Origin of the sequence: Solwaraspora sp. WMMD1047, assembly GCF_029626155.1 — a bacterium.
GTDB lineage: Bacteria > Actinomycetota > Actinomycetes > Mycobacteriales > Micromonosporaceae > WMMD1047.
The window spans coordinates 2724801-2740252 of sequence record NZ_JARUBL010000001.1 but is presented as its reverse complement, the minus strand read 5'-3'; the positions used below and the strand labels follow the sequence as shown (position 1 = coordinate 2740252).

16 protein-coding genes are annotated in these 15452 nt (G+C 74.4%); 6 read left to right on the top strand and 10 right to left on the bottom strand.

From position 1 onward, the window contains the following. Positions 1–131 precede the first annotated feature (131 nt). The 3 genes from O7627_RS12585 to O7627_RS12575 are packed head-to-tail and all read left to right on the top strand — an operon-like array spanning position 132 to position 3249. Positions 132–1382: a glycosyltransferase family 4 protein gene (locus O7627_RS12585; RefSeq protein ID WP_278093685.1), complete on the top strand. Its 1251-nt coding sequence runs from the start codon at positions 132–134 to the stop codon at positions 1380–1382. Further along, positions 1376–2158 carry a methyltransferase domain-containing protein gene (locus O7627_RS12580; RefSeq protein ID WP_278093684.1) on the top strand — a complete coding sequence of 261 codons (783 nt, stop codon included), beginning with the start codon at positions 1376–1378 and terminating at the stop codon, positions 2156–2158. Before O7627_RS12585 ends, O7627_RS12580 begins: the two co-directional genes overlap by 7 nt. Continuing rightward, positions 2155–3249, top strand: a complete 1095-nt coding sequence (locus tag O7627_RS12575) for a prenyltransferase (RefSeq protein WP_278093683.1) — start codon at positions 2155–2157, stop codon at positions 3247–3249. Before O7627_RS12580 ends, O7627_RS12575 begins: the two co-directional genes overlap by 4 nt. Here the strand turns inward: O7627_RS12575 and O7627_RS12570 are convergent. From O7627_RS12570 to O7627_RS12555, 4 genes are all read right to left on the bottom strand, one after another. Beyond that, the gene (locus O7627_RS12570; RefSeq protein WP_278093682.1) at positions 3169–3858 is read right to left on the bottom strand and encodes a class I SAM-dependent methyltransferase; all 690 of its coding nucleotides are present in this window, start codon (positions 3856–3858) and stop codon (positions 3169–3171) included. The genes O7627_RS12575 and O7627_RS12570 overlap by 81 nt on opposite strands. A gap of 14 nt (positions 3859–3872) precedes the next feature. After that, the gene (locus O7627_RS12565) at positions 3873–4841 is read right to left on the bottom strand and encodes a DUF2726 domain-containing protein (RefSeq protein WP_278093681.1); all 969 of its coding nucleotides are present in this window, start codon (positions 4839–4841) and stop codon (positions 3873–3875) included. A 141-nt stretch (positions 4842–4982) separates the two neighbouring features. After that, positions 4983–6362 (bottom strand): MFS transporter, encoded by a 1380-nt coding sequence (locus O7627_RS12560; protein WP_278093680.1) that lies wholly within the window; start codon positions 6360–6362, stop codon positions 4983–4985. 26 nt (positions 6363–6388) lie between these two features. Further along, entirely contained in the window at positions 6389–7084 is a 696-nt protein-coding gene (locus tag O7627_RS12555) for a hypothetical protein (protein WP_278093679.1), read from the bottom strand. Positions 7085–7190: 106 nt separating this feature from the next. On the opposite strand from O7627_RS12555, the gene O7627_RS12550 reads away from it, so the two are divergent. Next, on the top strand, positions 7191–7361 hold the full coding sequence (locus O7627_RS12550; protein ID WP_347404707.1) for a LacI family DNA-binding transcriptional regulator: 171 nt from the start codon (positions 7191–7193) through the stop codon (positions 7359–7361). Positions 7362–7433: 72 nt separating this feature from the next. On the opposite strand, the gene O7627_RS12545 is transcribed toward O7627_RS12550, so the two are convergent. Together O7627_RS12545 and O7627_RS12540 are read right to left on the bottom strand one after the other, a co-directional pair. Then, positions 7434–7766 (bottom strand): YnfA family protein, encoded by a 333-nt coding sequence (locus O7627_RS12545; RefSeq protein WP_278093678.1) that lies wholly within the window; start codon positions 7764–7766, stop codon positions 7434–7436. Continuing rightward, the gene (locus O7627_RS12540) at positions 7763–9091 is read right to left on the bottom strand and encodes an ROK family transcriptional regulator (RefSeq protein ID WP_278093677.1); all 1329 of its coding nucleotides are present in this window, start codon (positions 9089–9091) and stop codon (positions 7763–7765) included. Before O7627_RS12540 ends, O7627_RS12545 begins: the two co-directional genes overlap by 4 nt. A gap of 175 nt (positions 9092–9266) precedes the next feature. Here O7627_RS12540 and O7627_RS12535 point away from each other — a divergent pair, with 175 nt between their 5' ends. Further along, complete coding sequence (locus tag O7627_RS12535) at positions 9267–10622, top strand: GH1 family beta-glucosidase (protein ID WP_278093676.1); 1356 nt, start codon at positions 9267–9269, stop codon at positions 10620–10622. Between the two features lie 14 nt (positions 10623–10636). Here the strand turns inward: O7627_RS12535 and O7627_RS12530 are convergent, their stop codons facing one another. Further along, positions 10637–11380, bottom strand: a complete 744-nt coding sequence (locus O7627_RS12530) for an ABC transporter permease (RefSeq protein WP_278093675.1) — start codon at positions 11378–11380, stop codon at positions 10637–10639. Positions 11381–11382: 2 nt separating this feature from the next. Then, positions 11383–12111, bottom strand: coding sequence for an ABC transporter ATP-binding protein (locus O7627_RS12525; protein ID WP_347404654.1), 729 nt, complete (start codon positions 12109–12111; stop codon positions 11383–11385). 131 nt (positions 12112–12242) lie between these two features. Between O7627_RS12525 and O7627_RS12520 the strand changes: the two genes are divergently transcribed. Next, positions 12243–14300, top strand: a complete 2058-nt coding sequence (locus O7627_RS12520) for a sensor histidine kinase (protein WP_278093674.1) — start codon at positions 12243–12245, stop codon at positions 14298–14300. Positions 14301–14310: 10 nt separating this feature from the next. On the opposite strand, the gene O7627_RS12515 is transcribed toward O7627_RS12520, so the two are convergent. Both O7627_RS12515 and O7627_RS12510 read right to left on the bottom strand, forming a co-directional pair. Next, positions 14311–14580, bottom strand: a complete 270-nt coding sequence (locus O7627_RS12515) for a superoxide dismutase (RefSeq protein WP_278093673.1) — start codon at positions 14578–14580, stop codon at positions 14311–14313. A gap of 4 nt (positions 14581–14584) precedes the next feature. Further along, positions 14585–15199, bottom strand: coding sequence for a superoxide dismutase (locus O7627_RS12510; protein ID WP_278093672.1), 615 nt, complete (start codon positions 15197–15199; stop codon positions 14585–14587). Between the last annotated feature and the right edge of the window lie 253 nt (positions 15200–15452).

Sequence of the window (15452 nt, the reverse complement as noted above, 5' to 3'; positions counted from 1 at the left end):
AGGTCGGCGTACGGAGAATCGCGCCCGACGCACCGCGCCACCGACAAAGTCGCCCGGCCGGTGGCGCGTCGGCGCGACCCGAACCACCGCCCGTGGGGAGAGCGCCGAATGAGCAACCTGGGACGTCGCCGGTGACCGACCGGCCACTGCGGATCGCGTTGCTCAGCTACCGCGGCAACCCGTTCTGCGGTGGGCAGGGCGTCTACGTCCGGCAGCTCGGCCGGGAACTGGTCCGGCTGGGCCACCACGTCGACGTGCTGGCCGGTCAGCCGTACCCGGACCTCGATCCGGGTGTCCGGCTGGTCCGGGTGCCCAGCCTCGACCTCTACCGGGAGCCGGAGCCGTTCCGCACGCCCGGTCCGGGCGAGTACCGCGACTGGGTTGACCTGCTGGAGGTGGCGACCATGATGACGGCCGGTTTCCCCGAGCCGCTCACCTTCTCGCTGCGCGCCCGCCGGCTGCTGGCCGCCCGGCGGTCCCGCTACGACGTGGTGCACGACAACCAGGGACTCGGCTACGGCCTGCTGGACCTGGCCCGGCACGGCCTGCCACTGGTCGCCACCGTCCACCACCCGGTGCAGATCGACCGGCGCCTCGACCTGGCCGCCGCCACCGGGCTGCGCCGGGTCACCCTGCGCCGCTGGTACGGCTTCACCCGGATGCAGCGGCGGGTGGTCCGCCGGATCACCGACCTGGTCACCGTCTCCGAGGCGTCCCGGGCGGAGATCGTCGCGCACCTCGGCGTACCGGCCGACCGGATCGAGGTGGTGCCGATCGGCACCGACGCCGACCTGTTCGCACCCGACCCGGGCGTGGCCCGGGTGCCCGGCCGGATCGTCACCACGGCCAGCGCCGACGTGCCGCTCAAGGGGCTGCTGCCGCTGGTGGAGGCGACCGCGAAGCTGCGCACCGAGCGGCCGGTGGAGCTGGTGGTGGTCGGTACGGCCCGGGCCGGCGGACCGGTCCGCGCGGCCGTCGACCGGTACGGGTTGGCCGACGCCGTCCGGTTCACCGGCCGGATCCCGCACGCCGACCTGGTCGACGAGCTGCGCCGGGCCGAGGTGGCCGTGGTCCCCTCCCTCTTCGAGGGCTTCTCGCTGCCGCTGGTCGAGGCGATGTCCTGCGGGGTGCCGGTGGTCGCCACCACCGGTGGCGCGCTGCCCGAGGTGGCCGGCCCGGACGGCGAGGCCGCCCTGCTCGTCCCACCCGGCGACGTGGCCGCGCTGGCGGTGGCGATCGGGCGGCTGCTCGACGACGCCGGGCTGCGGCACCGGCTCGGCGCGGCCGGCCGGGCGCGGGTGCTGCGCCACTACACCTGGCGGGTGGCCGCCGAGCGGACCGTCCGGGTCTACCGGCGGGCCATCGCGGCGGCGGCGTGCTGACCGTCGACTTCGCCCGGCTGCGGCTGCGGCCGGGCGACCTGGTGCTGGACCTGGGTTGCGGGGCGGGCCGGCACGCGTTCGAGTGCTACCGGCGGGGTGCCCGGGTGGTCGCCCTGGACCGGTCCGCCAACGACCTGGCCGACGTCCGGAAGATGTTCTGGGCGATGCGCGAGGCCGGCGAGGCCGGCAGCACCAACCAGGACGGCGGCACCAACCAGGACGGCGGCACCAACCAGGACGGCGGGGACGACCGCGCCGTGGCGGTCGCGGTGCGCGGCGACGCGCTGCGGCTGCCGTTCCCGACCGGCGCGTTCGACGTCGTCATCGCCTCCGAGATCCTGGAACACCTGCCCGAGGACCGGGCGGCGATCGCCGAGGCCGCGCGGGTGCTGCGACCCGGCGGCACCCTCGTGGTCACCGTGCCGCGCTGGTGGCCAGAGCGGATCTGCTGGGCGTTGAGCGAGGCGTACCACCGGGTCGAGGGCGGGCACGTGCGGATCTACCGGCGCGGCCAGCTGCGCGCCCGGCTGCGCGCCGCCGGGCTGGTGCCGGCGGCCAGCCACCACGCTCACGCGCTGCACTCGCCGTACTGGTGGATGCGGTGTCTGTTCGGGGTCGACAACGACCGGGCCGCGGCGCCCCGCCTCTACCACCGGCTGCTGGTGCACGACCTGACCCACCGGCCATGGTGGACGGTCTGGCCGGAACGGGCGCTCAACCCGCTGCTCGGCAAGAGTCTGGTCAGTTACCTGCGCAAGCCGGACCGGGCCGGATGAGGCGCCCGCAGCCGCCCGGCGCCGGTCCGCTGGACCTGGACGCGGTCGGGCGGACCGCCGACACCATCGCCGCCGCGCAGGAGCCGAGCGGGCAGATCCCCTGGTTCCCCGGCGGCCACACCGACCCCTGGGACCACATCGAGGCCGCGATGGCGCTCGACGTGGCCGGCCGGCACGACCGCGCCCGGGCCGCCTACGAGTGGCTGCGCCGCAGCCAGAACCCGGACGGCTCGTGGTACCGGGGATACCGCGGCGCCGAGGTGATCGACCCGGTCCGGGAGTCCAACTTCACCGCGTACGTCTGCGTCGGGCTGCGGCACCACCTGCTCAGCACCGGCGACGACGCCTTCCTCGACCGGATGTGGCCGGCGGTGCGGGCCGCCGTCGACTTCGTCCTGGCGCTGCGCGCGCCGGGTGGCCAGATCGTCTGGGCCCGCGACGCCGCCGGGGCGGCCGCCGACGAGGCGCTGCTGACCGGCTGTTCGAGCATCTACCACGCGCTGCGCTGCGCGCTGGAGCTGGCGGGCCGGCGCGCCGAGCCGCAGCCCGGTTGGGAGCTGACCGCGAGCCGGCTCGGGCACGCCGTCGCCGCCCACCCCGAACGGTTCTCTCCCCGCGAGCGGTACGCGATGGACTGGTACTACCCGGTGCTCTCCGGTGCGGTGCGCGGGGCGGCGGCGCGAGCCCGGATCGACGCGGGGTGGGACCGGTTCGTCGTACCCGGGCTGGGGGTCCGGTGCGTCAGCGACCGGCCGTGGGTGACCGGCGCGGAGACCTGCGAGCTGGTGCTGGCGCTCTGCGCCCTGGGCGAGCGCGACCGGGCGGCCGGGCTCTTCGCCGACGTGGCCCGACTCCGGCACCCGGACGGCTCGTACTGGACCGGCTACGTCTATCCGGACCGGACGCTCTGGCCGGCCGAGCGGACCACCTGGACCGCCGGCGCGGTGCTGCTGGCCCACGCGGCGCTGGCCGGCCAGCCCGCCACCTCGGCGGTCTTCGACGCGGCCCGGCTACCGGCCGGCGTCCGGGGCCGGGCGGCCCGTATCCGGGTGGATCCGGCGACCGACCGCCGCCCGGCGCAGCACGCGTAGCGAGCCAGTGCCGGGCAGCTCGACGAAGCGGCCGCTGGCCAGCGCCGCGCGGTAGACCCGGTACGGCGCCTGCCCGCCGTCGGCCGGGTCGGCGAAGACGTCGTGGATGGCGAGCAGACCGCCGGGTGCCAGGTGCGGCGCCCAGCAGGTGTAGTCGGTGAAGGCCGCCTCGTCGGTGTGCCCACCGTCGATGAAGACCATCCCGAGCGGGGTGGCCCAGAGCCCGGCGGCCACCACCGACCGGGCGACCAGCACCACCACGTCCTGCTCCACCCCGGCCGCTCGCAGGGTCCGGCGCAGCACCGGCAGGGTGTCCATCAGCCCGCACTCCGGGTCGACCAGGGCCGGATCATGGTACGGCCAGCCGGGTTGCTGCTCCTCCGAGCCCCGGTGGTGGTCCACGGTGATCACCACCCGGCCGTGGTGCCGGGCGGCCGCGGCCAGGTAGATCGCCGACTTGCCGCAGTAGCTGCCGATCTCCAGCAGCGGACCGGCCCGGGCCGCGTCCAGCGCCGCGGCGTAGAGCGCCAGTCCCTCGTCGGGCGGCAGGAAGCCGGGCGCGGCCTCCGCCGCCGCCCGCAGCGCCGGGTCCATCGCGAGGGCTTCCACCTGGTACGACGGCACTACTCGTCGGGGTCGAACGAGACGTGTTCGAAGGCGTACGGGGTGGCCAGATCGGCCCGCCGGGACAGCAGCCGGTCCAGCTCGCCGGCCAGGTCGGCGCGGCCCGGCAGAGCCAGGTCGGCGCGGTCGGTCAGGTCGGCGCGGTCGGCTTCGTGGCGCAACCGTTCGCCGATCGCGGCCACCGCCAGGTCCGCGGCCAGCCGCGCCGGCGCGACGCCGCAGCTGAAGCCGTGCTGCCAGAGCCGGACCCGCTCGTACAGGAAGCGGTCCTCGCCGGCCCGCAGCCAGGCCCAGCCCTCCGACGGGCCGTCCCGCCAGTCGACGTGCAGGTCCCGGATGATCGGGTCGGCCACCCGCCGGTCCACGTACGCCTCGACGGCGGCGGCCCGGGCCGTCGCACCCAGGTCGTTGACGCAGCCCTGCCGGCCGTCGGGCAGCCGTCCGACGATGTCCCGATAGCCGGGCGGCGCGTCGTCCGGCCAGTCCGGGTCGACCCGGTCACCGGGACCGGGGCGGCCGGCCGCGGCCGGCTCCGCCGCGTCGCGGAAGGCGCGGGCGTCGATGACGTACTCGACGATCCGGCGGCCGTGGCCGGCCCGGCGCAGCACCGAGGACTCGATGCGCAGCAGGTCCAGGCCGACCGCCTCGCAGACCGTGTTCGTCATCCGGTCCACCCGGTCGCTGTCGCCGGACCGGCCGGCCGGGTCGGTCAGCACCACCGCGAACGTCGGCGCGTATCCGGCCGCCGCGCAGACCACGAAGTCCAGCTCCGCGCGGATCGCCGAACTCCACTGGTGAGCGGTGATCCCCGGGGGCCGGCGCTGCACCACCTGGCTGAGCTTGCGGCCGGGCTGTACGACACAGCCGGCTCGTTCGAACACCTCGCCCCGGGCGGCCCGGTCCGCGTGCTCGTCCCGGGTGAGCACCGGACGCAGCCACTGGCCCATGTCGTTCCCGGCAGTCACCATCGCGTCCCGATCCATCCCCGGGCCCGGTCGCCCCGCTCGGCGACCCGCACCGGCGGCGCTCGTCGCGGCGACCAGCCTACGACAGCGGGTGCGCGTAGCCGGCCTCGACACTCGGTCGCCCGGTGGCGGTGGCCGGCACGGTCAGCGTCCGCTGTCCCGCAGCAGAGGCAGCAGCCCGGCGAACGCGCAGCCGGCCGCGGCGACGAGCAGGGGCAGCCGCCGGTCGGCCAGCACCAGACCGGCTCCGACCGGGATGGCGACCACCAGCGGCGTGAACAGGACCGCTCCGGCGGTGGCCGCGACCCGCCCGAGTAGCCGTTGCGGGGTGCGCATCTGGACCGCCGTCATCGCCGCCACGAGCGTCCACGGCAGCCCGAGACCGGTGGTCACGGCGGCACCGACGGCGACCGGCAACCACGGTACGCAGAACGCGGTGAACGCGACCGCCACCAGCAGGGCGCCGGCCGCCCCGACCCGGACGGCGCCGAACCGGGCCAGCAGCAGGCCGGCGACCAGCCCGCCCACGATCGATCCGGCGCCCTGGGCCGAGGTGAGCACGCCGAGGAACGCGGCCGGCCGGTGCAGGCCGTCGGTGACGACGGCGTACATCGCGGCGGTGGTCAGGCCGGACATCGCGATCGCCACCCCGCCGATCGAAACCGCGCGCCGCAGCACCGGATCGCCGCGCAGGAACCGGAACCCGTCACCGGGCTGCGCCCACCGCGCCGCCGACGGCCGCGACCCGCCCGGTCGATCCGACCCGCCCGGTCGATCCGACCCGCCCGGTCGATCCGACCCGCCCGGTCGATCCGACCCGCCCGGTCGATCCGACCCGCCCGGTCGATCCGACCCGCCCGGTCGATCCGGGCCGGCAGAGCCGTCGCGGGCCGGGTCGGCCCCGGGCGGCCGCCGTGGTGGGCGGGGTCGGACCAGGCCGTAGAGGCCGGCCGCGGTGGCCAGCACGACCGCGGTCAGGATCGTCACCGGCGGTCCGCCACCCCAGGCGAACAACCCGGCGCCGGCCAACGGTGCGATCAGCTTCATCCCCTCCGCGGCGGAGGTCCGCACGCCGTTCACGTCGCCGAGCACCTCGGCCGGCAGCACGGCCGGCAACAGGGCCGACTCGGCGGCGGCGCGCACCACATGGCTCACGCCGTACGCCAGCATCACCACGAGAATGAGCCACCACCGCCGGGCGGTGACGGCCAGCAGGATCAGCAGGGCGGCGGCGGTCGACAGGTTGACCCCGATCAACAGGGCCCGGCGGGGCAGGCGGTCGACCACGGCGCCGAGCAGCGGTCCCAGGGCGGCCGGCAGGTACAGGCAGAATCCGACCAGCGCGGCGAGGCTGTTCGAACCGGTGAGTTCCCTGGTCCACACCCCGGCGACCAGGGCCATGGCCGTGCCGCCGAATCCGGAGAGCAGCGAGATGGCAACGAACAGGACCACGTTCCGGTCCCGGTAACGGTTGAGGGCGCCCCGCACGCCGGCCTCCCGCAGAGTTGAGTCGAGGGGACTCACATGCTCCGGGACCACCGGCCTCGGCGTCAACCCACGGTCGACCCGGGATCTGCCTTCGGCGTCGCGGCGACCAATGCCCGCCGCAGCCGGTCGACCGCCTTCCGGAGCGCCGGCCGAAGCAGCTCGGGCGGCACGCCGTCCAGGTCCCGCACCGCCAGGGTCGCCAGGTCCACCAGCGCCCCGGGCGGGGCGTCGCCGGCCAGGGCGAGGGTGGCCCGGGCCAACCCGGTCCGGGGGTGCCGACCGGCGCGACCCGGGTCGGCGTCGATCCGCCGGCCGGCCGCCAGCACCGCGGCGCGCAGGTCGCCGACGATCCGGCCGGCCCGGGCGTCGAGGGTCCGCTGGTGGCGGCGGGCCGCCCGCACCGGCCCCGGCTCGCGATCCGGGCCGGGGACGCCGCCGGAGGCGGCGGTGAGTCGCAGCAGCCGCTGCTCGGCGGCCTGTCGGCTGGCCAGGCCCAGCGCGGTCGCGATCCGCGCCCAGCTCGCGCCCCGGTCCCGGGCCTGGTGGATCAGCTGTCGCTCGACCCGGTCCAGGTGGGTCCGGAGCGCGGCCAGCTCGCCCAGTGCGTCCAGCGGTCGGGTGGCCCGCGGTCCCGGTTCGGCGAGGACCGCCAGCAGCTCGCGGTGTCGCCGTAGCGCCCGGTGCTCGGCCTGCGCGCGGGGCGGGTGCGAGGCGGCACCGACAGACTCGGGTCCGGTGGCGTGGGCCGACGGCGTCATGTCCGCCAGGGTGTCAGGCTCCGGGCGATCTGGTCAACAAAACGTTGACAAAGACCAGCAGTTGATCGACGAAAGCTGACGACACCTCGGGAGGAGCGTCGCGCCGATCACCATCGCCGATGCGGCCGCCCGAGCCGGGGTCAGCAAGACCACCGTCTCGCGGGTGCTCGACGGCCGCATCGTCCGAGTCGACGACGACACCCAGCGGCGGACGCCGAAGCGGAGCGCGCTCCGGCTGCGCGACACCATCCGCCGGACCCGCCCCGCTGGTCCATGATCATCTGATGGAAAAGGTCGCCCGGAGCCCCGACAGCGACCTTTTTCGTCAGATGATCATGGACCAGTCTGGTCAGGACCGAGGGGCGTACATGATCACCGCGACGCCGATCAGGCAGATGGCCGCGCCGATGAGGTCCCAGCGGTCGGGGCGGAACTTGTCCACGACGACGCCCCATGCCAGCGAGCCGGCGACGAAGATGCCGCCATAGGCGGCCAGGATCCGCCCAAAGTTCGGATCCGGTTGCAGGGACGCGGCGAAGCCGTACGCGCCGAGGGCGACGATCCCGGCGGCGATCCACAGCACCCCGCGATGCTCCCGCCAGCCCTGCCAGATCAGCCACGCGCCGCCGATCTCGGCTAGCGCGGCGAGCACGAACAGGGCCAGGGAGCGGACGAGGATCACGAGGTGGACCGTAGCGCCTGGCCGGCGGCGGGCACGTCGCGCGCGGCCGGCGTGGCGCGGGCGGCCGGCGTGGCGCGGGCGGCCGGCGTGGCGCGGGCGGCCGGCGTGGCGCGGGCGGCCGGCGCCGGGAGCGCGCCGCCGTCGGTGAGCAGCCGGGCGACCGGCAGGGTCGCCGCGCCCATCGCGACCGCGTCCGGCCCGAGCTGGCACAGCTCGATGTCGACCTGCGAGTACGGCTGGCGCAGCGCGTGCCGGGCGGTGGCCGCGCGGATCTGGTCCAGGCGGCCCTCCCCGAGCGCCAGGCCGGCCCAGCCGCCGAGGACCAGCCGTTCGGGGTTGAACAGGTTGATCAACGTGGCGAACCCGGCGCCGAGGTAGTCCACCGTCTCCGCGATCACCCGGGCGGCGGTCTTCGTGCCGTCGGCCGCCTTGAGCAGCGCGTGCAACGCCGACTCCTCGTCGGCGCCGGGGGCCGGCCGGCCGTGGTTGGCCTGCCGGAACCGGTCCAGGATGCCGCCCGCCCCGACGTACGCCTCCAGGCAGCCCTGCGCACCGCAGCGGCAGGCCCGGCCGCCGTACACGATCGTGGTGTGGCCCCACTCGCCGGCGCTGCTGTGCGCGCCCCGGTAGCTGGACCCGTCCGCGACCACGGCCGCGCCCACCCCGGAGCCGACCAGGGCGACCACCGCGTGCCGGGTACCGCGGCCGGCGCCGTACCACATCTCGGCCTGGCCGAGGGTCTTCGCGCCGTTGTCGACGAGCACCGGGATGTCGGTGCCGGCGCGCAGCATCGCGCCGAGCGGTACGCCGTCCCAGCCGATGGTCTGGGCGTGCACGACGGCGTCGGCGGTGCGCTCGACGGTGCCGGAGACGGCCACCCCGAAGCCGAGCACCGCCGCCGGGTCGACGCCGGCCTGCTCGACCACCGAGGTCAGTCCGGCGAGCAGGTGCCGCAGCACGTCGTCGGGCTCGGGTCGCGCGGCGGCGATCGGGTGCTCCGCCTTGGCCAGCGGGGTCATCGCCAGGTCGAAGAGTTCGACCTGGACCCGGTTCTCGCCGACGTCGGCGCCGACCACATAGCCGTAGCCGGGGGCCACCCGCAGCAGCACCCGGGGTCGGCCGCCGTCGGACTCGACCGCGCCGGCCTCCTCGACCAGGCCCTCGCCGATCAGCTCGCCGATCAGGTTGCTCACGCTGGCCTGGCTCAGCGCGGTGGTCTGGCCGAGTTCGTAGCGGCTGAGCGGCCCGTCGCGGTAGAGGTTCGTGAGCAGCACCGACCGGTTAGCGCGGCGCACGTCGCGCACTGTGGTCCGCCGCGGATCCATCGACACCCGTCCTCTTTGCCCAGCTCAGCAGGTCACTCCAGGCACTGCCACCGGCACCAAGGATGCCGCAGGCAGAAGTTTAACGCTTTGAACTAAGTATTGAAGTATGCTGTCGAACCGTTCGGGTTGCCGGTACCACCCTCCGGCTCACCGACCCGCGCCGAAGGAGCTCCGCGTGCCCGAGTTCGCCAGCCTGCCCCCGGACTTCGTCTGGGGCGTCGCCACCTCCGCGTACCAGATCGAGGGCGCCGTCGACGCCGACGGGCGCAAGCCCTCGATCTGGGACACCTTCTGCCGGGTTCCCGGCGCGATCGACGGCGGTGACACCGGTGACGTGGCCTGCGACCATTACCGACGCTGGCCGGAGGATGTCGCGATGCTGCGCCGGCTCGGCGTCGACGCGTACCGGTTCTCGGTGGCCTGGCCGCGCATCCTGCCGGACGGCACCGGCCGGCCCAACCCGCCCGGCCTGGCGTTCTACGACCGCCTCGTCGACGAGTTACTGGCCGCCGGCATCCGGCCGTTCGCCACCCTCTACCACTGGGACCTGCCGCAGGCGCTGCAGGACCGGGGCGGCTGGCCGGCCCGGTCCACCGCCGAGGCGTTCGCCGAGTACGCCGCCGTGGTCGCCGGCGCGCTCGGCGACCGGGTAACCGACTGGATGACCGTCAACGAGCCGCTCTGCTCGGCCTGGATCGGGCACCTGGAGGGCACCATGGCCCCCGGCGAGCGGGATCTCGGCCGGGCCGTGCACGCCTCCCATCACCTGCTGCTCGGGCACGGCCTGGCCACCGCCGCGATCCGGGCCAACGCGGCCCGCCCGGCGGCCATCGGGGCGGTCCTGAACCCCAGCCCGATCGAGCCGGGCAGCGACTCCGACGCCGACCGGGCGGCGGCCGTCCGGGCCGACGGGCACACCAACCGCTGGTGGCTGGACCCGCTCTTCGGTCGCGGCTACCCGGGCGACATGATCGACACGTACCAGGTCGAGCCGCCGGTCCGCCCCGGCGACCTCGACCTCATCGCCGCCCCGCAGGACTTCTTCGGGCTGAACTACTACTTCCGCCAACTCGTCGTGGACGACCCGACCGGCCCCGCCCCGTACGCCCGGCAGATCCCGGTGCCCGGCGCCGTCGAGACCGCGATGGGCTGGGAGACCCACGCCACCGGCCTGGAGCAACTGCTGGTCCGGGTCGCCCAGGAGTACGGCGCCCGCAGCATCTATGTCACCGAGAACGGCTCGGCCTGGTATGACGAGGTGGCTCCGGACGGGACCATCGAGGACAAGCGGCGCACCGAATACCTGGAGGAGCACCTCGCGGCCTGCGCGGCGGCGGCCGCCCGGGGGGTGCCGATCGACGGCTACTTCGCCTGGTCGCTGCTGGACAACTTCGAATGGGCGTACGGCTACGACAAGCGGTTCGGCCTGGTCCACGTCGACTACCCCACCCAGCGGCGCACCATGAAGGCCAGCGGCCACCGGTACGCCGAGATCATCCGGGCGCACCGGCAGGGTGTCGTTCCGGGCTGACCCCCGCCGGGGGTTCACTCCCAGCGGAAGAAGCGGGCGGAGACCGCGCCGAGGCCGAGCGTCAGGATGGTCATCACGGCCACGTGCAGGGCGCTCGGCCAGGCGCCGGCGAACGAGTCCTGCAGCGCCTGGGAGGCAGCGCCCAGCGGGGTGTAGTCCGAGATCCGGCGGACCAGGTCCGGCATGACCGGGCCCGGCGTCCAGACCCCGGCGAAGAACATCAGCGGAAAGTAGACGAGCGTGCCGATGCCGGAGGATGCCCTGGCGCTCGGCGCCACCGCGGCGATCAGCAGCGCGACCGCGCACATCGCCGCCGACCCGAGAACGAAGGCGAGCCCGAAACCGGGCACGTTTTCCGGCGGCGCGACCTGGAAGACGGCGGTCGCGACGAGGAAGGCCAGCAGCGACCCGAGGACCAGCGCCCCCACGTTCACCACGAGCTGCGCGGCGAGCAGCACCGTCGGCGAGACCGGGGTGGTGGAGAGCCGGCGCAGGATGCCGCGCTCCCGGTACTGCGACAGCACCCCCAGCAGTGTGATCATGGTGACGGTGGCGATGGCCAGCGCCAGCGTGATGGGCAGATAGATGTCGATCGGCCGGTCCCCGCCGAGTGCCTCGTCCGGCTCGGTGAAGCCGGGAATGGCGCTGCCCAGCACCAGCAGCAGGATCGCCGGGAAGGCCAGGGCGAAGAACGCGCCGATCGGCTCGCGAACGAACAGCTTGGCCTCGACGGCGACGAGTTTGGTGAGCGACTTCATGATCAGCTCCTGGCTGCGGTCAGGTTGAGAACGGCGTCTTCGAGGGTCGGACGGGCCACCCCGGGCACATCGGCATCGGCGATCAGGTTGGCGGGGGTGTCGACGGTGACCACCCGACCGGCGGCCAGCACGGCCAGCCGGTCGCAGAGCCGCTCCGCCTCGTCCATGAAGTGGGTGACAAGGACGACGGTCACCCCCCGGTCGCGGATCTGCCGGATGAGTTGCCAGGTGTCGCGCCGGGCCTGCGGGTCCAGGCCGGTGGTCAGCTCGTCCAGGATCGCCACCGACGGGTTGCCCACCAGCGCCAGCGCGATCGACAGGCGCTGCTTCTGGCCGCCGGAGAGCTTGGCGTACGCGGTGTTGCGCTTCTCGGTCAGGCCCAGCTCCGCCATCAGGGCCGTCGGGTCGGCCGGGTCCGGGTAGAAGCTGCCGTACAGATCCAGCGCCTCCCAGACCCTGATCCGATCGGGCAGTTGGGACTCCTGGAGCTGGATGCCCAGCTTCTGCCGTACCGCCGCGCGGTCCCGGCGGGGGTCGAGCCCCAACACCCGCACGGTGCCGCCGTCGGGAGACCGGATCCCCTCGATGCACTCGACCGTGGTTGTCTTGCCGGCGCCGTTCGGACCGACGATGCCGAAGATCTCCCCTTCCAGCACGCTGAACGAGACGTCCGCCACGGCGACCTGGTCGCGGTAGCGCTTCCGCAGGTTCGTCACCTCGATCACTGTCATACCGAAAACGCTAGAAATTTCGCAGCCCGGCGAGAATGGGGCCACCCGCCGAGTACGGGTGGAGGAAACTGCACCCCGGCGCGGCGCCTCGGCCCATCGCGTCCCGGACCGACGATCGGGAGACTGTGGGCGTGGTGACCCGCCAGCTGCTCGCCCTGGTCCGCTGCCTCGCCCTGGTCGGGTTGGCGGCGGTGGGGCTGCTGCTGTCGTACGCGGTGGTCGTCGCCGCCACCCTCGTGGTGCCGTATCCGGCGGTCAGCACCGGCCAGCTCCGCCTCGCCCGGCTCGGCCGCCGGCTCGCCCGGAGGTGGGGAGGGGTGGACTTCCCGGAGCCCGAGCGCACCGGGCCACCGGTCCCCCAACGACGCGCCGACGGCTGGTACGTACACGGCAACCAGCTCTACCGGTGGCCGGTCGTGCCGGCCTTCCTGGCGCGGCTGGAGTGGGTGACCAGGGATCCGACCCACGGGCGGGAGTGGCTGTGGCTGCTGCTCACCCCGGTCACCGGCGGCCTCGCCGCGGCGGTGCCACCGGCGCTCGTGGTGGCCGGCGCGGCGGCGCTGTTGGCCGGCACGACCGCGCTGCTGTCCGGCACGACCGCGCCGCTCGCCGAAGCACTGCCGGTCTTCGGTGTACTGCCGGTCTTCGGTGTACTGCCGCTCGCCGGTGTGCTGCCCAGCTTCGGGGCGCTGCCGGGCACCTGGGCGGTCGCGCTCGGTGTCGCGGCCGTCGGCCTCGGGCTGGCGCTGGCTCCGGCGATGGTCCGGCTACACGCCCGGTGGACGGCGTTCCAGCTCCGGGCGGGCTCGGCGTCGTGGACCCAGCAGACGGGGATCGGCCGGTGGATCGGGCGCGGCTACCGGTCGGTCTGGCCGCTGGCCGGGCTCGGTGGGCTGGCGGTCGTGGCGTTCGGCGGGTTCCTGCTCACGGTGCTGGCCGCCGTGGTCTCGCGGGGGCGGCTGATGGCGTCGGTCTCGGCAGTCACCCGCCCGCTGCTGGGCCGCTACCGGCAACGCGCTCGTGCCTGGGCCGGCGCGGACCTGCCCGAGCCGTACCGGCCGTTTCCGGCGCCGCCGGTCCCGGACGGCGACGGTTCCTACCGGGTCGGCCGTGGCCTCTACCCGACCCGGTCCGAGGCGGTCCGGGCGCAGCGCCAGCAGTGGGTCGTCGCAGATCCGGCAACCTGGCGTGACCTGCTCTGGATGGGCCTGACCCCGCCGCTGGCGGTGCTCGGGCTCGTCCCGGCGGCGCTGGTCTGCGTCGGCCTGTTCGGGCTGGTGTGGCAGGTGGTCATCTGGCCGGCCTGGGCGCTGCCGATCGGCCTGCTCCGCGGGGACGTCTTCACCGCCTGGTACCTCTGGTACTTCGCGGCGCGACTGCTACCGGTCCTGGACGTCGTGCCGGGCTGGTTGAGCGTGCCGATCGGTTTCCTGATCACCCTGGTCGGTGTGGCGCTCGGGCTGCCGATGCTGCGGCTGCGCCAGTGGTGGGACCGGCTGCTGCTGGCCCCGACCCGGGCCGCGCTGCTCGCCCAGCGGGTGGCCCGACTCACCGAGACCCGGGCCGACGCCGTCGACAGCCAGGCCGCCGAGCTGCGCCGGATCGAACGCGACCTGCACGACGGCGCCCAGGCCCGGCTGATCGCCGTCGGACTCAGCCTGGCCTCGGTCGAGCGGCTGATGGAGACCGACCCGGTCCAGGCCCGCGACCTGCTGGCGCGGGCCCAGCAGACCTCCGCCACCGCGCTGGCCGAGCTGCGCGACCTGGTCCGCGGCATCCACCCCCCGGTACTCGCCGAACGCGGCCTGGTCGACGCCGTACGCGCGGTGGCCCTGGACACCCCGTTGCCGGTGTCGGTGACGGCCGACCTGCCCGGCCGCCCAGCGCCGCCGGTGGAGACGGCCGCCTACTTCGCCGTCTGCGAGGCACTCGCGAACGCCGTCCGGCACGGCGGCGCGAAGCGCGTGGAGATCGACATCCGACACCGCAACGGCCTGCTGCGGATCACCGTCACCGACGACGGCCGGGGCGGCGCCGACCCCGAGCAGGGCACCGGCCTGCGCGGGGTACGACGCCGGCTGGGCACCTTCGACGGCACCGTGACCGTGCACAGTCCACCGGGCGGACCGACGGTACTGACGATCGAGCTGCCGTGCCCGCTCCCCCCACCGGGCGGGGCCGGCCGGTGACGGCGTGGCGTCACCGGCCCGGGCTCGGTGGCGGTCCGGCCGCCGTAGCCAGGTGCAGCGACAGCTCGCGTACCAGATCGTCCATGCTCTGGCCGGTCTGGGCCCGGACCAGCCCGAGGGCCAGCTCGGCGAGCAGGTAGAAGCCGGCGGTCCGGGCCTGGTCGGTCGGGAAGGCGGCGAGCAGCGACTCGGCGCCGGCCAGGTCGCCCCGGTGCCGGGCGCCGATCACGCCGGCGGCGCGTTGGACGGCCTCGGCCTGACCCGTGGAGGCCCGGTCCATCGGCTCAGATCCCCGGCTTGGCGGCCCGGGCGGCGGTGAACCGGGCGTCCACGTCGATCCAGTTGACCAGATTCCACAGCTTGTCGACGTAGTCCGGCCGGACGTTGCGGTACTGCAGGTAGTAGGCGTGCTCCCAGGCGTCGAAGACCAGGATCGGAGTTGATCCCTGACCCACGTTGCCGTGATGGTCGTAGACCTGCTCGATGATCAGGCGTTGGCCGAGCGGTTCCCAGGCGAGCACACCCCAGCCGGAGCCCTGCACGCCCTTTGTGGCCGCCGAGAGCTGGCCGGCGAACGCGTCGAACCCGCCGAGGTACTCGTCGATCGCGGCGGCCAGCTCGCCGTCGGGCCGGTCGCCGCCGTCCGGGGAGAGGTTGTTCCAGAAGATCGAGTGCAGGACGTGGCCGGAGAGGTTGAAAGCGAAGGTCTTCTCCAGCCCGACGAGGGTGCCGTAGTCGCCCTTCTCCCGTGCCTCGGCCAGCCGGTCCAGCGCGTCGTTGCTGCCCTTCACGTAGGCGGCGTGGTGCTTGCTGTGGTGCAGCTCCAGGATCTCGCCGGACATCGCCGGTTCGAGCGCGCCGTAGTCGTACGGCATGTCGGGCAGCGTATAGACCGCCATCGGACTCCCTCATCTATTGAGCAGAATTGGCTGTTGCCATCTACTTGCAACAGGAGCCTATCGACAGCAGGCGAGGCTGTCGAAACGTCGACGCCCGCTGCGCGGAAATCCGACGGTTCGGTTGACCGCCATGGCCGTCACCAGCACTTTCGAAGGTTCCGCTATCCATACACCGACGGACCATAGCCAGCAAATGCGTGGCCGCCGGCGCTGGCGCCGTGTCACGGTGTGGGCCGCCCGACCGTCGAGCAAC